Raw genomic sequence first — 22,884 nt, 5'->3', positions numbered from 1 at the left:
AAGCCCATCAATGATGGGCTTTATTTTAATTCAATTACTAAAACTTAATTAAAAGTCAGCGGTAAATGTAACTGCTGCGGTGCGTGGCGCGCCAATGTAATAAGTAGCGCCGTTACCAGTACCACCTGCTAAGTAGCTTTTGTCAGTAACGTTATAAACAACAAACGATACGTCAATGGCTTTAAACGGACCTGCATCTACGTCAGTTGAATAACCTGCATTAAAATCAAGTACGGTGTAGCCGTCTACTTTATTACGCGTGCGAGTGTCTTCGTCTTGCCATGCACCTAAGCGCTCACCGGTGTATTTAGCCGATAAACCAACACGAAAGCCATCGCTAAAGTAATCGGTAGATACCACAAATAAATCCTCTGATGAATCTATTATGCTGTCGCCTTTTCTAAAGCTCGGTGCTACCTCATTACCACTTTCATCTCTTAATATTACACCCTGTGAATCGTATGCATTTGGATCATCCGACGAATACTCAGAACTGCTATTAGTATACGACGAGTACACGCTCCAGCTTGGTGTTAACATATAGCTTGCTGCAAGCTCAAGCCCATTTGAGTCAATACCCCCTACATTTACGTACGAGCCATTTGTACCAATGGTGTAATCAATCCCATCTGTGCCACTACCAGGGGCAATAAAGGTAATGCGGTTATCAAACTTAACACTGTAAGCTGTTGCTGTAAGGGTTAATCTGTCGGCTTGGTAACGTACACCAAAGTCGATGTTGTCGGCAGTTTCTGGCTCTATGTTTGTAAGTGTTGAGCTATCTCGCTCAAGTACACCGTCTTTTATTGCTGAAAAATTTTCGCTGTAACTAGCAAATAATTCTGTGCTGTTATTTAGCTGATACAATACACCACCACTAAATAACACGTCTGAGTCGCTATCTACTTTATCTGATCTTTCGTTAGCAAAGTGGTCGTATTTTTGTAATTCAACTAAATATTGTTTTGCACCAATATTTAATGTTAAGTCACCAAAATTAATCGAGTCTTGTAGGTACCATTTGAATGTATCGGTATCAAAAGTGTTTTTGTATTGTGTCCAGTAAGGCGTGCTATCAAAGTGATGATAAATACGCGCATCAATTACTTTGTGCCAATCACGCGATTCATCACGCTCGCTTTGCTCATACCAAAAGCCCGCTTCGATATCGTGATCACCAAATGTAGCTTGGTAATTTGCCGTTACACCTAAACGATCTTTGTTGTAATGCGTATGGCGGTAAGACATAACTGGCGTTGCTGTTGCATCGTAACACGCAGGATTTAAACCAGGACCCGACTCCCATGGCCAGCTCAAACTTTGCGTACAATCGGCATTGGGTGCAAGCGGGTTGCCTTCACTATCAGCAAAACCATAAGAGCCTGCATTAGTGCCACCTTCGGTTGTTGGGTCGCCATTTTCATCAACCGGCGTTGTTAAATAAGGTGGGATCCAATCGCCGCGACCTGAATTTTTATGATAATAAGGACTAACGGTTAATAATGAAGTTGGCGAAATCGCGTATTCAAATTTTAAATAGCCTAAGGTATTTTCACGAAGCGTTCCCCAACCTTCTGCAAACATTTGGTCAAAATGCGGAACTCCTGTCCAATTCCATGTTAGCTGATCCCAATCGGGTGTTTGTTCAAACTGCTCAAGGCTTACGCTGTTATAGTTTGTCTCGCTTACATCATCGTAAGATAAACGACCAGTAAGTGTTAAATCGTCAAAATTAGATACAAACTTAAGCTCAGCGTGTTGGTTGTCTTTGCCCCCATTACTGCCTGAACCAATCCAGCGGCTTGTATCTGTTTGCGAGTAACTTACGTACGCTTGTGTGTTATTAAAAACAGTGCCTGTTTCGTGTTTAATATAATAACGCGTGGCATCGTGGCTGCCTGATGTATAAGCAAAGGTAGTGCCTTTTTCAAGGCTTGGGTCTTTACTTACAAAGTTAAATGTCCCGCCTAGTGCTTCAAGTGAAGCCGACTTAATATCAGACGTACCTTGACCTACTTCTACCGTTGCTAAATTTTCGCTCTCCAAGTAACGGTTAGCTTTAGCACCACCGCCGTAATTAGAGCCACCATTGGGAATGCCATCAACGGTCATTCCTAATTGTTGTTGGTTCCCATCAATACTAAAACCACGCATAGTGATTGTAGTAGACCAATCGTCGCCACCAAATGCATCACCTTCGTTTATGCTAATACCTGGTAAGTTATCAATAACCGATAATATGCTCGATACCGAACTTTGCTGCTCAAGCATTGCAGGCTCAATAACATTGTTAGCGTAGCTCGTTGGTTTAGCTACAACGGTTACTTCTTCTATGGTGCTGTCGTTAGCATAAGTAGATGTTGATACAGCCATGGCAATAGCCATGCTCAATAGCGATTTGTTTTTTAAGGCGTACATTGTTGTCCCGTTTAGTTTTAATTATGAAATATGAAAACGAGCACAGTATGAATTTTAAATATGACAACGAGGATGAACTTTATTTACATAAAGGTTAAACAAATATGGAAGATTTATGGCGGGAATATGTACAAAAAAAGACACCCAAAGGTTTGGCTTAAGGTGCCTTAATAACTAAATATGATATTTAGCTGTTATTTTAATTCAGCTAGCATTTCATCGCTGTAAGGTACTAGTTCTTCACCGTTTGCAATTTTGCTAATGTAATCTGGGTTTGCAATAAGCGGGCGACCAATAGCGATAAGATCAAACTTAGCATCGTTAATTGCTTCTTTTGCTGACTCAAAAGTATAGCTGCCAACGCCTACTAATGTACCTTTGTAGCCTGCACGTAAAAATTCAGACGTTGTTTTACCTTCAAGCGATTCAAACGTTGTACTGTCGTCAAAAATACCACCGTGTAAGTATGCTAAATCTCTCTTCTCAAGCTCTGGTAATAAGTAATCAAATACCGCTTTATCACGGTTATCTTCGCTCATATTAAAATAAGCACCCGGTGTAACACGTAAAGCAGTACGCTCATTACCTACAGCGGCGATAACTGCATCGGTTACTTCTAGTGCAAAACGCGACATATTTTCAGGCGTTTGACCGTATTCGTCGCTGCGTGTATTTGCAGCGTAATGTAAAAACTGGTCAATCAAATACCCGTTAGCACCGTGAATTTCTACCCCGTCAAAACCCGCTTCAATCGCATTTTCTGCCGCCTTTGCGTAATCAGCTACTAGGCCCTTAATGTCATCTATAGTCGCTGCTTTTGGTGTGATGTATGTAAGCTCACGCATACGAGGCACAGAGCCTTCAACGCCAATTGCCGATGGTGCCAGTACATCGCCATCAAAAAAGTGAGGATGTGCAACACGGCCAACATGCCAAAGCTGTGCAAACATTTTGCCGCCATTAGCGTGCACTGCGTCTGTTACTTTTTTCCAACCTTGAATTTGCTCACTGGTAAATAAACCCGGTGTATTTGGGTAACCTTGCGCGTCTGGACGAATAATAGTTGCTTCGCTAATAATTAAACCGGTTTCGGCACGGCGAGCATAATATTCAACCATATCTTGTGTTGGCACTAAGTTATCGTCAGCCATACAACGCGTTAATGGCGCCATAATTACGCGGTTTTTAAGCTCAATCGTGTTATTTAGTTTAAACGGAGCAAGTAGATCGGTTGTCATTTTTTAATCCTTCATTAAGTATATGCTTACTACAATGTGGCCTTTTTACAAACATTCAAGCTTATTTTGAATGATCGCTCAAATTAGTGAGGACTTATACTGGTCAATATACAAATTAGATCTGCATTGCTGAAATTAAATAACAACTTTTCAACACTCTGTCATATAACTCGATATACTTGTGTGCATATAATTTAGATATAGTAATTAAGAGTGAGCTAATTATGACAACGCCAAATTTAAGTGAAGAACAAGCAGTAATTTTAGGGCTTGGGGCAAAAAAACGCCTAGCCTATATGTTCGAAACCGTACAACAATTTAAACAAGTATGGATTTTAAACGATGATGATGGCTGCGTTATGCTTGCCAACGAAGATGACGACTGTGTTCCAGTTTGGCCAACTCGCGAATTTGCAGAGGCATGGGCAACTGGCGAATGGGTTGGTTGTAGCGCTAAAGCAATTCCACTTGCTGATTGGTTTAGTCGCTGGACACCAGGCCTTGAAGAGGATGATTTACTTATTGCTGCCTTTCCTACTGAGGAAGACGACGGCACGATATTGTTTTCAGATGAATTTGAAAAACAATTAAGAGCACCGAAGAAAAAATATTAAACCTAATTACTAAATTTAAAACGCGGCCACTGTAAAGTAGGCCGCATTTTTATACGTTTATGTCAGTGAATCAATTTTATTTAACAATTCAACTTTATACTCATCTGTTGCATCAGCACTAAAAGTAATAAACATACCTATCAGCACTTGGTTTTTGTACTGCTGTAAATCAATATACCCGTTAACCCAATCTTGGCGAGCTAGTCGCTGACAACCAAACAGCTGCTTTGCTAACCATTTACTATCAACAAGACCATTCAAAAAGCCTTTTTCTTTAGCTGAAATACATAGCTGCTCTGCTATTTTTAGCGATTGACTAAAAATGCCTGTCGGTTGTTTATGTTCAAATAAATTACTACGCTCACCAGCAACAAACGCAGCTCGGTAAAACGCTTCATCTTTTTTAAATAATTCGAGTAAGTTATCTATAAACGCAATAGCGGCTTCTATTGGGTTTGTCATGTCGGGCTGTAGTATAACTTTTTCAATGCGAATGACCATTTCTTCGACCAGCACTTTGAAGATATCATGCTTTTTACCAAATAAATTATGAATAGTTGGTATTGAAACACCTGCAACAGTGGCTAATTCGCTTAATGTAAACGCATCAAAGCCTTTAGAGGCAATAAGATTTCGGGCATGCTTTAGTATATCAACCTTTCTCAACTCTTTGTTTTCTTGTCTTTTTTTATTACCCCGAGCGATATTTAGTTGCTCCATTTATTTTCTCCATAGAAAAACAGCTTGACCACAGTTTTTATTATAGGTTAAGTTTTACTTACAATAAAAACTGTGAAATACGTTAAGGACACATTATGACTAAAAGTATAACAAGATCGATTGATGCATGCGCCTCACATTACGGTGAAAATGCCAATGAAATGCGAGAATATTTACTTAATGGCGAAAAAAATGCTTTAGCTATGAATAATAGAGGCCCTATTGAGTTTGATGAATATGGTGATTTAGCACAAAACATTAAAAGCCAATACCAAGAATACGGCTTTTATATATTCGAAAACGTAATTGATAAAAAAGAGCTCGCCGAGATAGAAATAGAACTAGCCCAATTAAAAAAAACCTTCCCTTTAGAACCGTATGGAAAAACAACCGCAGATGGAAAACCAGCGTTAGGTGCTGATAATCAAGCACCTAATTTAATTTGGTCAAAATCACTTGGAGATCCACTTGGCGGAACCGCAATCGCTAATGGCCGACACCAAGTAAAATTATTTGAACCTGAAGCTGCTGACGATCTGCCTGCGTTTTCGCCTTTTGTATTGCTTGGCTCACTGCAGTTTTCTGAGTCATGCTTAAGAACGTACGCGCACCCTCAATTATTAAAAGTGGCCGAGGCAATAAATGGTAAGGATTTTGCCCCATTTCATGAATGTCTTTTTATTAAAGATCCTGGCGTAGGCGCTGCCGTTTCATGGCACCAAGATGGTGATACTCATTGGGAAAATGAAAATTTTGATCAAGACATACACGGCTTTAACTTTATGGCGCAAGTTTTTGGCAGTACTGCTGTAAATGGTGTGTGGGTTTTACCTAAAAGTCATAAGGTTGGTAGGGTTGATATTAAAAAAATGGTTGCCGAAGCAGGCAGTGAGCGCTTAATTGGAATGGTGCCTTTAATTTGTAATCCCGGTGATGTTGTTATTTGTAATAGACAGCTTTTGCATGGTTCATTCGCTAACTCTGGATTTGAGCCTCGCGTTACTATTAACTTTGGGTTCCATAAACGTTCATCTGTATTAGGTGTCATGGGCTCTGGAATGCACTGTGAAGCTAAAGTTTACGATGAGTCACTTATTGAGCAGAGATCAAAAGTACTTGGCTATGCAATAGATGCTAGAAAACAGCACTTCCCTGACGAAACACCTTATCAATATCAACCTTTTGCTGAAGCCAATAAAACCTTTGATTGGGATGATCTGGCAAAACAAGAGATTAAAGATTATAACTTACTTGATTTAAGTATATAAAATCACTTAGCTCCTAATAATTTTAGGAGCTAATATTTAGTTGGATATCAATATGACTATAAAAAATGGAATATACCCAGTGATCCACACTCCCCTTTTAGAAGATGAGAGTATCGATTTTAAAGGGTTTGATAAATGTTTAGGTTATTACCTAGATACAGATATACACGGCTTAACAATTTTAGGTAGTGGTGGTGAACTCCCTTATTTTTCTGATCAAGAACAACTTAAAATTGTTCAGTACACTTACAATAAAGTGCAAAATAAAAAGCCACTTATCATAGGCGTAAACGCATACAGTAGCGCGCAAGCAATTGAAAAAATTACTGCTTATAAAGATTACTCGAGTTATATATTACTGTTATTAACTCCTTACTATAAATCAAGCTTTGAAAACTACTTAAAAGCGATTAAGAACATAGCGCAGCATTCAACTTCACCTATCCTTTTTTATTATTTCCCTCAGATTACAGGGCATTATTTTTCAAACCAACAATTAATAAAACTGCTAAGTATTAAAAATATTATAGGTATTAAAGATAGCTCATTACATCTAGCAACAGCGCGCACCGTTTTAAATAAATTGCCTGATACTCGTTACTTTAGCGGATTAACTTTGGTGTACGAACATATAGCTGCCCATGGTGCTGCGGGTGCAATTTGTCCTATAGCAACTATTTTACCCATGCAGGCTGCTGCATTTTTTGAAGATTTAAATCTAAATAACACTAAAGAGATAAATAAACATCGTACAGTATTAAAATCTGTATTACCGATTGCTAATAATTTGAATATTTCAGTAAGTGTGCAAAACTCACTGCTTAATATTTTAATTCGTAGTCCTAAACCACTAATAAAGTCAGTAACCAGCCCTCATGCAAATATTAAAGAAGCACTCAGCCTTTTGGGATTACCAATACACGCAACGGTAAGAAGCCCTTTAGCGCCTATCAGTTATGAATCAAAAGAAAAAATAGCTAAAATTTTAGCTTCTATAAAAATCTAAATTGTACTAATAGTTAATTTCTAAATGCCAAGTAAGCCTGCGTAATTGCATCTGGATTTTCTACTTGCGGATAATGCCCAAGCTCTACAAACTCTTGTACGCGCGCATTGGGGATCAGCTTTTTATAATGCTCAATCATGTGCTTACCAGAGATGGGATCTTCTGCGCCTGCTATAAACGTAAGTGGTATATTACTATTTATGATGGCACCAACCCAACGCTCTCTGTTTTGCTGCCTCTGCTTTATATAACTAATGAGTTTAGGCATAACGGCTAAACCATTTTTATGAATTAGCAACTCCCAAAGTGTGTCTACCACTTGTTTTGAAGGGGGTGTACTTTTACTAAAAATAGTCACTAAATTATTGGCAAATTTTTGTTTATTCATTAATTTTGGCACTAGCCAACCAAACTTAGATAATAATAATTTTTGTATAAATAAGGGTTTGTGCACTTCTGGAAACAGTCCACCATTTAAAAAGCAAACACTATTGATCGTTATGGCACTTTGATTATGTACTTGCCTTGCTAATAACTCTTGAGCCACTGTATCGCCATAGTCATGAGCTAAAATATGTATATCATTAATATTTAACGTTTTTAAAAATTGAGTATATAAGTCGGCTTGTTCAGTAATTTTATAGCCTGCATTTTTAGGTTTATCTGACAAACCAAAACCTAGCATATCGAGTGTAATTACAAAATAATGTTCACTAAGCGCTTGCCACATACCTTCCCAGTCCCAACTAGCACTTGGAAAGCCATGTATTAAAAGCAGCGCAGGTTTTGTTACATCGCCGGCTACTTTTGTAAATATTTGATGACCATTAATTTGGGTAAATGAACCCTGAGACTGCCACTGCTGTAGGGAAACCATGTATTAGCTTAATTTTTATTATTTATTTGTGTAGTTCTATCATAAGAGTGATATGAAGAGGTAATAAAATTGATATTTAGGAAAAATTTTAATCCGAAAAAATCAACAGCTCCTAAATAAATTTAAAAAGCGGCTAACTAAACAGTCAGTCGCTTTTTTTAACTATAAAAAGTTTATTAGCACAAAACCTTATACTCTTTTCGTATTTGTAATAAATTTTAAATAAGTAGATTAACGACCCAAGCTGATTTATTTTCTTTTTTGATTAGAACACATCTAAAAGTATGAACAAACCACGATTACAGCGCCTTAAATAACACACACTAAAACTTCAAATAATACTTTATAACTATATTCAACTACGTAGTCACAATCCAACTGCCCGAATATTAAACGATTGACATATTTATTAATGAAGTGTTAACGTCATAAAACACAAATGCCACCGGTGGCAGTGAGCATCTAAGTATCATTTTTGTTACACACAACGCTCTTATATAAAGGAAAAATCATGAAAAGCATGAGACTCAGCACAATAGCAGCTGCATTATTATTAGCCCTTCCCTCTTATGGGCAAAGCTCTTCAACCGCTGATGAGCTTAACAATAAAGAAAAGCCGATCTCTAGTACATTATCGAAACAAGACGGTAAACCTCAAACACCAGAAGATGATATTGAAATTATTAGTGTTACCGGTATTTACCAAGCTGATTTAAAAGCACGTGCACTTGAGCGAGACAGTAATGCATTTAGTTCAGTTATTGCAACTGATGACATGGGTAACTTTGTTGATCAAAATGTAGCAGAATCATTAAGAAGAATGCCAGGTGTAACACTGGAAAGAAGTGAAGGAGAAGGGAAATACGTAGCTGTTCGTGGTTTAGGACCTAAGTTTGTAGCAATAAATATGAACGGTGCTGAGTTATCTGGCGCAGGGGATGACCGAAAAGTAGGCTTAGACGGTATAACGAGTGATTCTCTTGGTTCCATTGAAGTTTTTAAAACACTGACTCCTGACATGAACCTAAATTCAATTGGTGGTGCTGTAAATGTTAAATCGATCTCTGCGTATGATCGAGGTGAGAATACCCTAAAAATAAAAATTCAAGACGCTTACAATGAGCTGCGCGAAAAACACTCTCCTAAATTTAGTATTGATGGGACTCAATTGTTTCTTGATGACACCATTGGTATTGGGTTTGCCTTATCTTACGAAGATCGTAAAACACAAGTGGATGAAAATAGGCATCACAGTACCCGTGATTTAAATTTTTTAAAAGGTGGAATAGGCCTAACTGCGGAAGACATTGAAAGCGCACCTGAAATTTTAGCTCCTGCGCAATTAGAAAACCGCCGTGAAATAGCAAATAGGGAAAGAACTACCGCAACGGTTAATATCGAATTTAAACCAACAGACTCTGGTTTCTACTATTTACGTGCCAATTACTCAAACTATACAGATGAAGATATAGCACTACGTGAATTCTATAATTTTTATAATGGCGACCAAGATGACGAAGTTATTTATGTAAATTCAGAAACTAAAGAATTTGCACTGTCTGACATTGACGTAATGAACCAATATTTTGTTCAAGAAGGCGAAAAAACCACTATTAATATGAGTATTGGGGGTGAAAATTACGTAGGTGATGACTGGAAAATAAATTATGAGTATGCATATTCAAAAACAGATGATGAGTCTGTAGGTGACCGTCGTGTGCAATTTCGTGAAAGGGAAAATATTGTCTACGGCAAAGCGTCTAAAAACAGTATTGTGGCACGTGTACTTACTCCCGCAGAAGCCGCTGAGTTAGGCGGGTTTGCATTAAGTGACGAAGGCGATGTATTCAACGGTGAAGCTGATGGAGATTTAAGCAATCTTTCCAACATGGAATACGATAACTTGTTTATGGAGGACAGCACTCGTACTGACGAAATTAGTAGCTTAAAATTAGATTTAACCAAACAGTTTGACTCGGAGTATATAAATTATATCAAGTTTGGTGGTACTTATAATGAACGCGAGCACTATAACAACAAAGATCGCTGGAGTTATAGCATTGATGATAGTGACTGCAATGGGGATGAAACTTGTATTACTGTTGCTAACTCTAATATAACTAACTATGACTACGCAATACCTAATAATAGTGATTTCTCTTATCCGTTTGTATCTCGCTCACAAATGGAATACATGGTTGATGCAACATCAATTACGCGCGAAAGTGCCACCGGTGGCGAAACGTCAATTGATAGTACTAAAGAAGATTATACATTAAACGAAGATACTTATGCCGCCTACGTAATGACTGAGCTACGTCTAGCGGATAACTTAAAAGTAATCACTGGGGTACGCTATGCGCACACTGAATTCTCATCCACTGGTTTTATGTCACTTGAGAATGATGATTGGAAGTTCGATGGTATAAACACACTCGATCTAGCTGTCCCCCTTCCCGAAAGTAGTATCACTTACAGTGAATATTTTCCGAGTATGCATATACGGTATGAGCCATCTGATACGGTATTAGTACGTTCATCACTTTGGACTAGTTATACCCGACCTTCGTTTAAACAAGCACGTGGTTATGCGAAATTTGATAATGACATTAGCTTGTGTGATCCAGCCACCAATGACTGTTTTAATTCGCAGGATGGCCAAAGCACACTTGATTTACAAAACTATGTTTTAGGCCCTGATAACGCATTACAAGTAGGTAATCCAAACTTAGTTGCAATGAGCTCAACTAACTTCGATGCATCAATTGGTTGGTATCCTTCAAAAGAACTCTTTATGGAACTTGCTGTTTTTTATAAGGATATTGATAATTTTATCGTTGATGTTTCAGGTATTCAAATGCGCTTGGATGAATTGCCTTTAACATTGCCCGTTAATCAAGTTTCTGAGTTTGCAATTTTACAAGACTTACAACTAAATCAAGTAGATATCACACTCAATGGTGACACTGCCAATGTTTATGGTATGGAATTGAGCTTTAATCAATTTTTTGAAAATGGTTTGTTTTGGCAAAGTAATATGACGGTAGTAAGCAGTGAAGCAACGCTAGACGATTCTATACGTGTAGATAAAATGCCACTACCTGGACAAGCAGATATTACTGCTAACATCTCTTTCGGTTGGGAAGATGACGATTTGTCACTTCGTTTAATCAGTAATTACCGTTCAAAAATCCTTGAAGAAGTTGGTGCTTGCCCTGCTTCTGCAAATATATCTGATCCCCACGAATGTAAAAAATGGGCGGATATATATCAAGACGCAATTACTACCGTAGATTTTAAACTCAAGTATGACTTTAGCAAAAACCTAAGCGCTTACTTTGATGCAATTAACATAACCGATCAATCTGATCTTCGCTATTTCGCAGGTAATGAGCTATCTGGTGGTGCTGTCCTGTATCAGCGTGAGAACTATGGACGAACCTTTCAACTTGGTATGAATTATAAATTCTACTAAATAATCTGAACTCTAAATAATAAATCTCTTAACCAGAGTACAGATTAAATACACAAAACTAAAAATTAGCACACTCTACGTGTGCATCACACACTGCCAACACAGAAGCTAAAAAGTTCATCCTTGGAGGGATGTATGAAAACAAAAATAAGTGTAATCACCACATTATTACTCAGTACAATATTAACGGGATGCCAGGAAGAAAGTTCAATTAACGTTAAAGAAGCACCCGCCCCTGCTATTCAAGGAACCTTTGTAGATAGCCCTGTTGCAGGCTTAAGTTACACAAGTTTATCAGTACCTGATGGTGTAACCGATGCCAACGGTCAATTTAACTATTTTCGCGGCGAAGCGATTACGTTTGCAATAGGAGATATTGCGTTTCCATCTATTGCGGCAAGTAATATCTTGTCACCTTTAAATTTATTTTCAACCGATACTGTATTTCATCCTGCTGTTGTAAACAGCTTACGATTATTTCAATCACTTGATAGTGATGGCGATGTGAGTAACGGTATTACCATTAGTGCCACAGCAGCCGATGCAGCAACGATCAACTTATCAGAAGGCCAAACAATTACCGATTATTTTAGTCGTAGTGAAGATGAATTTGCGGCAGATGTAAACGTTTGGCTAGCAAATGCAGGCACACCAACAACGGAACTCATTGATGCTGATCAGGCTATATTACATTTTGTTGATTTTGTGTATAAGCAATACAACAGTACACAGCCTAATGCATTTAACTTGTCACTATTTACCGGTGATGTATACAACCCTTTGGTAAAAGGCAGTACTGCCGGTATTGAAATACTTAATTTTAGCCCCGCTGATGATACTAACTCCACGGGCACATTTACTAGAACAGCTGATGGTGAAATTATTGGCAACGGCAATTATGAATTTATATTTGGTGATCGCGTACTCGCTTTTACAACTGCTGTTAATGGTGAGTCAAATACACAATACCTAATTTCACGTTCATTTAATACGGTTGATAGTGTGTATAGTTTGTGCCACCAATCTGATGACGCATCGCTTAGCGACATGATTGCAAAATGCGATAGTAACGACGATGCTAAAAATAACATTATCGTATTTAGTGAAGAGCAAGCTGCCATTGAGCTTGAAAACCTCAACAATTTAGCAGAACAGAACAGCAAAGCACTTATTGAAGATTTTAACACCACCACTGAAGACTTCTTTAAGTCTACCTATAAAAGCGTAAGTGATGAGATTGGCAGTGCTGCTCTTTACTTCAAAACCGGTGGTAGCTTAGAACTTGATGCTGAAAATGGCAATATAGTGCTTGAAGGCGACCGCTTTAGTATTGGTAACACACTGCCAGGCAAAGAAACAAGCCCAAGTGACACATTGGGTAAAGGTATTTATAACTTAAGTGAAGGCTTTACAATTAGCTTTGATGTTATTGCCCATAATGATGCGGGTACTCTGTCATTGTATGTTGACAATAATACGACTGGCCAAGACAACTCAGTACATGGCAAAGCATCTAAATTTTATTCAAAAGCTATTACAGCTGAAAATTTACCTCAAGGTCAACGCTTTACATATACCTATAAACCAGGTGAAGACGTAGTAACAGGCCCTGATCTGGACAGCGAAAGCGCGCAAGGCGTATTAAATGCAGAGATTAAAAACTCATTTTTACAGATTCGAACTGATAGCGCGGCATCAATTACGTTAGATAATTTAGAGTTAATTACGGTTGCCACAGATGTACCTGAAATTGAAGAGCCTACTGATCCAACCACACCACCAACAGGGGGAGACACGACAACGCCATTCCCATTTGTTACTGATTTTACAACGGTAACAGGTGATTTATTTTCAACTGATTTTTCCGCGATTACTGCAGCTGACGGCTCTATCGTCCCTATGTTTAAAAAGACAGGTGGATCGGTTTCTGTTATTGATACCGGTTTAGAAATTAATAGTGGCCGCTTTACAATGGGTAATACAACGCCAAATGTAGAGACGACCGAAACAGATCAAAGTACAACTGGTAGCTTTGATTTATCGCGCCCCTATCAAATTTTGATAGATATCGTGAGTGTGAGCGATCCTGATGGTGATAATAACTTCCAAATTTACGTGGATAACAATACCTCTAGCAGCTCAAAGTCAATTCATGGCTCTAGCTCAAAATTTTACAATGAATTAATTAACACCTTAGTACCTGACACTACGCTAGTTGTTGAAGGTAAAATTGCAACAGCAACTTCATTTTTACAGCTGCGTACTGAAAATGGCGGAACGGTTGTTATTAAAAATCTACGTATCGAATACTTAGACGATCCGAGCGTGTTTAAATGTAATAGCTCTCCTGAGCTGTATTTTTGTGATGACTTTTCAGCAGGCGATTTATCCAACTGGAAAATTATTGCAAAACCAGATAACACAGCGGGCGCCGTGGGTGAATTTGATATTTTAGATTTAAGTGGTAACAACGTTATGCGTTACACCGCCGGTGGTGTTGGTGGTGAACTCATTTTAGCCACTGAAGACGCATTACAAAATGTGCCAGATACCGGTAACTACTTTTTTGAAGCTGATATTCGACCACGTCAAAACAGTACAACAGCGAGCAAACAGCTCTACTTAATGGCTCGTTATGAAAGTGAAGGCAACTGGCTTGCTGGTGGCTTAAATGTACAAAACTCAACAAGTAGCACACAAGTAGAAGTGGCTGTGACTGTTGACGGTTCTATTTCTCGACCTGTACAAGCTAAGTCTCCTATCTTATTAGGTGAAAAAGGCGGTACAACTGATGGCGTTTGGTATACCACCCGCTTTGAAATGATAGACTCAGAACTTACTGCATATCTGAATGGTGAAAAAATGGGCACAATTAGCGACAGCACGTATAGCGCTCGTGGCCTAATTGGTTTGTTTACTAACAACCGCTCATTTGAACTTGATAACGTTAAAGTCGGCGATCCAAGTATTAAGCCAATTCAATTAACCCTTGATTATAAAGATCCTGCATGGGATGCCAGTACAACCACTGATCCGTTCATAATTAATGTGACAGCAATTAAAAACGATGGTGTTACAACCGATACCTTCTGCGTTACATCGAGTAATAAAGACGTAGTGTCTGCTGATGTCTCAGGCGATGTAGTTACGTTAAGCCCGCTCAGTGCTGGTGAAGCAACAATTAAGTTTGTATCAGGTTCTGATGAAACAATAATCAGAACGATTGAAGTAAATGTTGTCGAAGGCTTTGTGATGCCAAGCACCGATTATGGTGACCTAAGCGGTAAGCTAATGCCTGAAAAATCAGCAGATAATCAATTTGTTGATACGTTAATTTCAATTGATTTTGATACTACCGGTGTAACACCAACCTTAGGTAGTCTTGGCGAAGTTAGGATTTATAAACAAAGTGATGACACTTTAGTTGATACCCTAAAAGTAGGTAAAAACATCGATGTAATTGGTTACCCTGGGCAAGATCGCATACGTGCTGTAAATTACTTCCCTATTAGCTTAGAGGACAATACATTAATCATTAAGCCTCGCAACAGTGTGCTTGAGTACGGCCAAACTTATCGTGTAGTTATCGGTGACGACGTTGTTACTGGTGCTAAATTAAATGACATGGATTTCGCTGGACTTGGCAATAACAGTCAGTGGACATTTACAACCAAAGTAAATATCCCAGCAGGAAATGAGCTACTCGTTGACGATAATGACGTTGCTGACTTTAGAACCGTGCAAGGCGCACTTAATTTTGCAATGCAGCATCTTGATAAAGATGAGCAAACAACGGTTTCAATAAAAGACGGGACTTACAATGAGCTGCTATTTCTGCGCAATAAAAATAATATAACGCTACAAGGTGAAAGCCAAAACAACACTATTATTCAGTACGAAAACTACGAAACACTTAATAGCGGTTCAGGTGGTAGCGCGGCACTTGGCGGTGGTACTCCAAACGGTGGCCGTAGTGTATTTTTGGTTGAAGGCACAGATATGCTGGTTATTAACAATCTAACGTTAAAAAACACGCACATTCGTAGTAACAGCGTATCAAATCAAGCTGAAACTATTTATTTCAATAGCCAATATCGTTTGGTTGCCAACAACGCAAACTTTATTAGTGAGCAAGATACCCTACTACTAAAAGGCTATACTTGGTTTTACAACACGCTAGTTGCCGGTAACGTAGACTTCATATGGGGATACCCAGTTACTTCGTTATTTGAAGATAGCGAAATACGTACCCTAGGTGATTCTAAAAATGGTGATCCAACCCAAGACACCAAAGGTGGCTACGTTTTACAAGCGCGTGTACCGGTAGAAACCGATCCTGGCTTTATTTTCTTAAACAATGAGTTTACCAATGGTCCTGGCCCTATTGGTAATGGCGTACTAGACAATTCAACATATCTTGCTCGCAGTAGTGGTAGCTCTTCATACTTTGATAATGTAACCCTTATCAATAACAAGTTTGATACCCACATTGCAACTGTTGGCTGGGCTATTCAAGGTGTTGAAAATCAACCAGCTCCAAATCCAGAAGCACCTTCAGCAACAAGCGGCTGGCGTGAATACGGCAGCATGGATATGCAAGGTAACGCACTAGATTTAAGCACCCGTAATGGTGGTTATATTTTACAAACAAGTGAAGTAGCTCAACTGCTTGAACGTGATAGTATTTTTGCAAGTTATGGCGATGGCGCAGGGTGGACCCCAACCCCTTTACCAGTGCCAGTGTTACCTGACGAACCTGTAAAAGTAATACCTGTTAACGTGAATTTAGGATTTGCTGGTTATAACTTTGATGTGACCGGTGGTACTAATGGCACTGTGGTAACTGTAGATAATGGCTCATCATTAAAAGCAGCATTAAGTGAAGCAAAAGCAACCAGTACACCTATTATCATTTATGTTGATGGTGTTATTACTGATGCGAACAGTGGCGGTGATGGCTTATCAATTCAGATAAAAGATATGGATAATGTGTCTATTGTGGGCGTAGCAGATCGTGGTCATTTGGATGGTATTGGCATCGAAATTCGCAGAGCGAATAATATCATAATTCAAAATTTAAAAATTAATCAAGTGCTTACCGGTGGTAAGGATGGTATTTCAATTGAAGGTGATGAAAACGGAAGTACCTCTAATATCTGGATTGACCACAATGAGTTATATTCATCGCTAGACTCAGATCAAGATTTTTATGATGGCCTAATTGATTCTAAATCTGGCGCGCAAAACATCACAATTTCTTATAACTACTTACACGATAGCTGGAAAACCTCATTACACGGTCATAGTGATGATGACACCAGTACCAACAAAAATCGCTTTATTACTTTTCACCATAACCGATTTGAAAATATTGTATCGCGAGTACCCTTATTTAGATTCGGTCGCGGCCATGTATTTAATAACTACTACAACAACATTACCTCTAGTGCCATAAATTCACGTATGGGGGCGGAGCTTCAAATAGAAGGTAACTACTTTGAAAACACCAAAAACCCAGTGATCTCGTTTTATTCAGATACTATTGGCTATTGGAATACATCGGGTAACTACCTCAGTGATACCGTTACCTGGGGTGAAGTACCAGACGGTGACGTAGCGGGTGAAGTAACCGAAAATGGAATTACACCAACAAGTAGCTACCAAGTGCCTTATGAGTACACACTAACCCCTGTTATGGCTATTAAAGATCATATTATTGCGCATGCAGGTATTGGTAAAATAGATCAAAGTGATTTAGATATCCCAGCGATTGAAGAGCCTATAGAGCCGCCGATTCAAGAGCCGTTAGGGCTACCATTTACTGAAAATTTTTCTGCAAACAACGCTGATGAATTTTTCAGTAATCGTTACCGTGACTTATCAGGCCTTGCAGGGAGCAACACCCCCCTATTTCACCGTGTTACAGGCAGTGTTCAGGTAAGTAACGGAAAACTAACCATGACCGGTACACGTATTAGTATTGCAAATACAACACCGACCATTAACACCACGGGTGACGATACGCAAACAAGCGGATTACTAGACCTATCAAATAACTACCAAGTAACGTTCAAGGTGGATGCTGTAAGCGGTAATACAGCTAAAAGCTTTCAGATATACGTAGACAACAATACTTCAGGAAGTGCTAATTCAATACATAACGGTAGTTCTAAGTTTTACTCTATAAAGCTGGAAGAGCTAGTACTGGGGCAAACCTATACTGTTGATGGTTTTGTTGCCACACCAACCTCTTTTATAACTATCCGTACAGAGAGTGAGGCAACTATTACGATAGATGAACTAACAATTCAGTAACCTTCCCAAGTAAAAAGCCCTTTATGTTGATTCTATGGGGCTTTCATTTTTATATCTTTAATATAAAACTACATTTTTAGTTATTTCTTATTACACATAAGTCCAGCTCAAATAACACAATAAGTGACAACTTAAGATTAACATATTACCTCGAATTCAAGTAGATACAACTCTATAAGGTATTGTCCATTATATAAATTACAAAAAAAGCCTAAGTTGTAACATTCAAAATAAGTGCTATATTTAGTCCGAGCATAAGATACTAAACGCTTATATAAGTACATATAAAAGGACGAATGAATGCTTGCAAAAAGCAGGATTAATAATGGGCTTTTACTACAAGTAATCATCCAAATTATTATCCTCATTATAGGTGCTACTTTCACTTATTCTCAGCATATTCAATATCAACGCGAACGTAATGCTGTTATTTCAACGGCTCTAAACAACCGACTCTCCTCATTATCCACAGGTATCATCAATAGGGTTAATTTATATCAATATGGGCTATTCGGCTTAAAAGGATTTATACACGGTATTGGCATTGATAATTTAAATTATCAAGCGATGCAAAACTACTCAAATAGCCGAAATTATGCTTTAGAATTCCCTGGTGCAGATGGTATCGGTTTTATTAAAAGAGTATCACCAGCGCATTTAGATCAATTTTTAGAACACGCTAAAAACGAGCGGCCCGATAATACCTTTAGTTTAAAGTCACTCAAAGACGACAACGATGAGCATTTTATTATTCAGTATATTTTTCCTGAAAAAAATAATTCAAAAGCACTTGGTCTTGATATTGGCTCTGAGAACATACGCCGACAAGCAGCACTCAACTCAGCAATAAACAATAGCACCCAATTATCGGCGCCAATTACCTTAGTACAGGCTGACAAAAAACCACAGCAAGGTTTTTTGATTTTACTCCCTGTATATCAACAAAATATCGTGCCAAAAAATACACAACACCGCCTAGAAAAATTAGTAGGTTGGACTTATGCCCCTCTATTAATTAATAATATTTTAGAGTCACTTTCTCAAGTAGACGAAAATAGTTTAAGCATCAGTGATTTAAATAACAGTACTGAATTTACCTTTTTTAATTACGGCAATAAGAATAATAACACCGCGTTTCAAACTTCTAATACTATCAATATTATGGGACGAAGCTGGAAAGTAACACTGCATGGTTCTCAATCTTTTATCGCCAACCTCCATTTAGCTAATAAATATCAAGCACTCGTTGATGGAGTCTTTTTAACCGTCTTCTCAATGTTTTTTATATTCGCTCTACAGCTATTTTTTTATCGCAGGGCACAAAGAATAAAACTCAAAGTAGAAGCCGCTAAAAAGCACGAACAAATACTTGAACAAGCAAATTCAAAACTAGAAATTGAAGTAAAGTTACGCACCCAACAAATAGCCGATATAAGTACTTTACAACGCAGTATTTTAGACAGTGCGAGTTACTCTATTATTGCTACAGACAAAGACGGCTTAATTACTGAATTTAATCCTGCTGCAGAGAAACTACTTGGCTACAAAGCCAGCGAAATTATTGGTATTAAAAACCCGAGTATTTTTCATGTAGAAGATGAAGTAGTTAAAAAAGCGCAGCAATTAACAAAAGAATTAAACAAACCTGTTAAACCTGGCTTTGAAGTATTTGTCGTTAAAGCAACCCCCACCGAACCTGATATAAACCAATGGACATACATAGATTCTAACGGTAAGCATATCCAAATTAATTTAAGCATTACCTCATTGCTTAATAATAGAGGTCAAGTAGTTGGTTTTTTAGGTATCGCATTTGATTTAACACAGCAAATAAAACATGAAGAAGCACTTGCACAAGCAAAAGAATTAGCAGAGCAAAGCTCTAAGGCTAAATCAGAGTTTTTAGCAAATATGAGTCACGAAATTCGTACTCCAATGAATGGTATTTTAGGTACTTTGCAACTACTACAAGAGCAGCCACATAATGAAAAATCACAAGAATATTTAAAAAAATCATTATACTCAACAAGAGCATTAACAACCATCATCAACGATATTCTCGACTTTTCTAAAATCGAAGCCGGTAAATTATCATTAGAAAGCATGCACTTTGAACTGAATGAGTTGATAAACCATTTAGAGTCGGATCTCGCACTTTTTGCTAATGAGAAAGGCATTTACTTACGTTTCATATCTAATATTGATCACAACTATTGGATAGGTGATCCGGTTAGGCTGAGACAGATTTTCATTAACTTAATCTCTAATGCCATTAAATTCACCCACGAAGGTGGTGTAACCGTTGAGTTTAAGTTAACTGACGATAATAAAATATACGGCATTGTTTCAGATACAGGCATTGGTATATCACAAAATGCAATTGATCGATTATTTGAACGCTTTGAGCAAGCAGAAACGTCTACTACCAGAGAATATGGTGGAACAGGGCTTGGCTTACCAATAACAAAATCGTTAATTAGCCTCATGAAAGGTGAAATTAAAGTGACCAGCACATTAAACTCTGGAAGCCAATTTTGTGTTTATTTACCACTGAAGAAAGCAAATATAAAAGCAATAGATCTAAATACAAAGTATTTAGAATTTCCTGATTTATCAAACAAAACAATTTTAATCGCAGAAGACAACAAAATTAATCAACTGGTTGCAACTGCAATGTTAGAGCCGACTAAAGCCAATATTGTAATAGCTAATAATGGGCTTGAAGCAATTGCATTATATGAATCGTTGTTACCTGACATTATTCTTATGGATATTCAGATGCCGAAAATGGATGGTTTTGAGGCCTGTAAAAAAATAAAAAAAATAAATAGTAAACAAGTCATTATAGCCCTAACGGCCAATGTTTTTACTGAACAAAAAGAACTGTATAAACAACTTTTTGATGGCTATATTTCTAAGCCTATTGAAAAACAAGAATTAATAAAAGCACTACATATGAATAATACAGAGGAAAACATTTGATATGCCTCAACAAATCAAGTTTAAGTAGATTGAATTAACAACATACTCCAAATTACTTTGTCGCGCCTAACCAATAGTTGAGCAAAGTTTACTTTACATTAAAAAGCCCAGTTAAATTAATAACTGGGCCTTAAGAATAATGGTGGAGGGAGAGGGATTCGAACCCTCGTTAGGGATAAACCTAAACACACTTTCCAGGCGTGCGCCTTCAGCCACTCAGCCATCCCTCCACAGTGTTGCAATTGTATAATGCAACGGCACGCTATAGTATGAAATAGGCCCACAAGGTGCAAGGCATTTTTAAATATGAACCTTCAAGTGCTTACTTATCAAGCAATAACTTACGTTTAAGTAAAAAAAACGGCTAAATTCAAGATTTAACCGTTTTTAATTTAAACTTTAAAATGACTTAACCTGAACTCTGATTAAGAGATTTACTACGTATTGAATATGATGATATTTAAATTTATTTTCTCTAGCCAGAGTTTAGGTTACTTAGCCATACTCGCGGTAAATTCAAGCATGCGATTAAGTGACTTAAGTGCGCCTTCGCGTAAATCCATATCAACAAATACTTCTTTGCCTTTAGGGTCAATTAGGGCTTCCTCAATCGCTTTTAAGCCATTCATTGCCATCCAAGGGCAATGAGCGCAACTTTTACATGAAGCGCCCTCACCTGCCGTTGGAGCCGCGAAAAACTCTTTATCTGGGCATAGTTGCTGCATTTTATAAAAAATACCGCGATCGGTTGCAACAATAAATTTATTGTTGGGCATTGTTTGCGCAGCTTTTATGAGTTGGCTCGTTGATCCTACAGCATCGGCAAGTGCAACAATCTCTGCTGGCGATTCTGGATGAACTAATACGCCTGCATCTGGGTGTAGCGCCTTCATATCTTTTAAAGCTTTAGTTTTAAATTCGTCATGTACAATACATGCACCATTCCACATAAGCATATCAGCACCGGTATTTTTTTGAATATAACTACCAAGGTGCTTATCTGGTCCCCAAATGATTTTTTCGCCTTGCTCATCTAGGTGCTCTACAATTTCAAGTGCACACGATGACGTTACAATCCAATCGGCACGCGCTTTGACCGCAGTAGAGGTATTTGCATATACAACAACTTTACGATCTGGGTGCTCATCACAAAACGCAGAGAAATCGTCTATCGGGCAACCAATATCTAACGAACATGTTGCTTCAAGCGTTGGCATAACAACCGTTTTATTGGGTGTTAATATTTTAGCTGTTTCGCCCATAAATTTTACGCCCGCGACGATAATCATATCTGCATCGTGACGTGCGCCAAAACGTGCCATTTCTAGCGAATCGGCAACGCAGCCGCCGGTTTCTTCAGCAAGTGCTTGAATTTCAGGATCGGTATAATAATGGGCAACAAGTACTGCATTTTTATCTTTTAGTAATTGCTTTATACGCGCTTTATATTCGCCTTGCTCGTCTTGTGTTAACGGTGCTGGCTTAGGGGGAAAGATATAACCTTCAGGCATAATAGTTTGAGCTAGACTCATGTTCTCGACCACTTATCTACAGTGCATTAATTAGGGCGAATTATACGAGAATATCAAAGCAAATAACAGCAAACTAGCGAGGCTGTTTATAAAAAATAAAGTGGGAATTTAAAAAAGAATATAAAGGAAAGTATTAGAGAGTGGTGGGTCATGATGGATTTGAACCATCGACCAATTGATTAAAAGTCAACTGCTCTACCAACTGAGCTAATGACCCGCTCTAATATAAATTTGCTTTGTAAAAAGCTGCGTAAATCCGCCGATTAAAACTTTCATAGAATGGTGGGTTATGATGGATTTGAACCATCGACCAATTGATTAAAAGTCAACTGCTCTACCAACTGAGCTAATAACCCGCTCTATGCACTTATTCAGTTAAGAATGAAGTTTACGTAAATCCGCCGACTGATGCTAAACAGTATTCACAAGGAATAAAGAA

11 protein-coding genes and 3 tRNA genes are annotated in these 22,884 nt (G+C 38.1%); 6 read left to right on the top strand and 8 right to left on the bottom strand.

What is annotated here, in order from left to right:
* Positions 1-48 precede the first annotated feature (48 nt).
* A complete protein-coding gene (locus tag DO88_RS13260) occupies positions 49-2,418 on the bottom strand; it encodes a TonB-dependent receptor domain-containing protein (RefSeq protein ID WP_008139144.1) in 2,370 nt (789 codons plus the stop codon).
* Positions 2,419-2,612: 194 nt separating this feature from the next.
* Entirely contained in the window at positions 2,613-3,656 is a 1,044-nt protein-coding gene (locus tag DO88_RS13265; protein WP_033038407.1) for an alkene reductase, read from the bottom strand.
* Between the two features lie 224 nt (positions 3,657-3,880).
* Between DO88_RS13265 and DO88_RS13270 the strand changes: the two genes are divergently transcribed.
* A complete protein-coding gene (locus DO88_RS13270; protein WP_033028320.1) occupies positions 3,881-4,270 on the top strand; it encodes a DUF2750 domain-containing protein in 390 nt (129 codons plus the stop codon).
* Positions 4,271-4,327: 57 nt separating this feature from the next.
* Here DO88_RS13270 and DO88_RS13275 read toward each other — a convergent pair whose 3' ends face one another.
* Positions 4,328-4,990 (bottom strand): TetR/AcrR family transcriptional regulator, encoded by a 663-nt coding sequence (locus DO88_RS13275; protein WP_033028321.1) that lies wholly within the window; start codon positions 4,988-4,990, stop codon positions 4,328-4,330.
* A 95-nt stretch (positions 4,991-5,085) separates the two neighbouring features.
* On the opposite strand from DO88_RS13275, the gene DO88_RS13280 reads away from it, so the two are divergent.
* A complete protein-coding gene (locus DO88_RS13280) occupies positions 5,086-6,258 on the top strand; it encodes a phytanoyl-CoA dioxygenase family protein (protein ID WP_033028322.1) in 1,173 nt (390 codons plus the stop codon).
* A gap of 52 nt (positions 6,259-6,310) precedes the next feature.
* Positions 6,311-7,264 carry a dihydrodipicolinate synthase family protein gene (locus tag DO88_RS13285; RefSeq protein ID WP_033028323.1) on the top strand — a complete coding sequence of 318 codons (954 nt, stop codon included), beginning with the start codon at positions 6,311-6,313 and terminating at the stop codon, positions 7,262-7,264.
* A 13-nt stretch (positions 7,265-7,277) separates the two neighbouring features.
* Here DO88_RS13285 and DO88_RS13290 read toward each other — a convergent pair whose 3' ends face one another.
* On the bottom strand, positions 7,278-8,141 hold the full coding sequence (locus DO88_RS13290) for an alpha/beta fold hydrolase (RefSeq protein ID WP_033028324.1): 864 nt from the start codon (positions 8,139-8,141) through the stop codon (positions 7,278-7,280).
* A 511-nt stretch (positions 8,142-8,652) separates the two neighbouring features.
* On the opposite strand from DO88_RS13290, the gene DO88_RS13295 reads away from it, so the two are divergent.
* From DO88_RS13295 to DO88_RS13305, 3 genes are all read left to right on the top strand, one after another.
* Positions 8,653-11,616, top strand: a complete 2,964-nt coding sequence (locus DO88_RS13295; protein WP_033028325.1) for a TonB-dependent receptor — start codon at positions 8,653-8,655, stop codon at positions 11,614-11,616.
* A 135-nt stretch (positions 11,617-11,751) separates the two neighbouring features.
* A complete protein-coding gene (locus DO88_RS13300) occupies positions 11,752-17,931 on the top strand; it encodes a pectinesterase family protein (RefSeq protein ID WP_033038405.1) in 6,180 nt (2,059 codons plus the stop codon).
* Between the two features lie 300 nt (positions 17,932-18,231).
* The gene (locus DO88_RS13305; protein WP_033038404.1) at positions 18,232-20,913 is read left to right on the top strand and encodes a CHASE domain-containing protein; all 2,682 of its coding nucleotides are present in this window, start codon (positions 18,232-18,234) and stop codon (positions 20,911-20,913) included.
* Positions 20,914-21,053: 140 nt separating this feature from the next.
* Here DO88_RS13305 and DO88_RS13310 read toward each other — a convergent pair.
* The 4 genes from DO88_RS13310 to DO88_RS13325 form a co-directional block, all read right to left on the bottom strand.
* Positions 21,054-21,143, bottom strand: a tRNA-Ser gene (locus DO88_RS13310).
* Between the two features lie 261 nt (positions 21,144-21,404).
* Complete coding sequence (gene nadA / locus DO88_RS13315) at positions 21,405-22,445, bottom strand: quinolinate synthase NadA (protein ID WP_007379081.1); 1,041 nt, start codon at positions 22,443-22,445, stop codon at positions 21,405-21,407.
* A 141-nt stretch (positions 22,446-22,586) separates the two neighbouring features.
* A tRNA-Lys gene (locus DO88_RS13320) sits at positions 22,587-22,662 on the bottom strand.
* A gap of 63 nt (positions 22,663-22,725) precedes the next feature.
* Positions 22,726-22,801 (bottom strand) — tRNA-Lys (locus DO88_RS13325).
* Between the last annotated feature and the right edge of the window lie 83 nt (positions 22,802-22,884).

Origin of the sequence: Pseudoalteromonas sp. S3431, assembly GCF_000690035.1 — a bacterium.
In the GTDB taxonomy this organism is placed as follows: domain Bacteria; phylum Pseudomonadota; class Gammaproteobacteria; order Enterobacterales; family Alteromonadaceae; genus Pseudoalteromonas; species Pseudoalteromonas fuliginea.
The sequence above is the reverse complement of the archived record's forward strand: the minus strand, read 5'-3'. Positions and strand labels throughout refer to the sequence as shown.

What these genes read in the sequence shown, in the direction of transcription:
- DO88_RS13260 (WP_008139144.1), bottom strand. Translation starts at nt 2,418, where the DNA reads ATGTACGCCTTAAAAAACAAATCGCTATTGAGCATGGCTATTGCCATG.
- DO88_RS13265 (WP_033038407.1), bottom strand. Translation starts at nt 3,656, where the DNA reads ATGACAACCGATCTACTTGCTCCGTTTAAACTAAATAACACGATTGAG.
- DO88_RS13270 (WP_033028320.1), top strand. Translation starts at nt 3,881, where the DNA reads ATGACAACGCCAAATTTAAGTGAAGAACAAGCAGTAATTTTAGGGCTT.
- DO88_RS13275 (WP_033028321.1), bottom strand. Translation starts at nt 4,990, where the DNA reads ATGGAGCAACTAAATATCGCTCGGGGTAATAAAAAAAGACAAGAAAAC.
- DO88_RS13280 (WP_033028322.1), top strand. Translation starts at nt 5,086, where the DNA reads ATGACTAAAAGTATAACAAGATCGATTGATGCATGCGCCTCACATTAC.
- DO88_RS13285 (WP_033028323.1), top strand. Translation starts at nt 6,311, where the DNA reads ATGACTATAAAAAATGGAATATACCCAGTGATCCACACTCCCCTTTTA.
- DO88_RS13290 (WP_033028324.1), bottom strand. Translation starts at nt 8,141, where the DNA reads ATGGTTTCCCTACAGCAGTGGCAGTCTCAGGGTTCATTTACCCAAATT.
- DO88_RS13295 (WP_033028325.1), top strand. Translation starts at nt 8,653, where the DNA reads ATGAAAAGCATGAGACTCAGCACAATAGCAGCTGCATTATTATTAGCC.
- DO88_RS13300 (WP_033038405.1), top strand. Translation starts at nt 11,752, where the DNA reads ATGAAAACAAAAATAAGTGTAATCACCACATTATTACTCAGTACAATA.
- DO88_RS13305 (WP_033038404.1), top strand. Translation starts at nt 18,232, where the DNA reads ATGCTTGCAAAAAGCAGGATTAATAATGGGCTTTTACTACAAGTAATC.
- nadA (WP_007379081.1), bottom strand. Translation starts at nt 22,445, where the DNA reads ATGAGTCTAGCTCAAACTATTATGCCTGAAGGTTATATCTTTCCCCCT.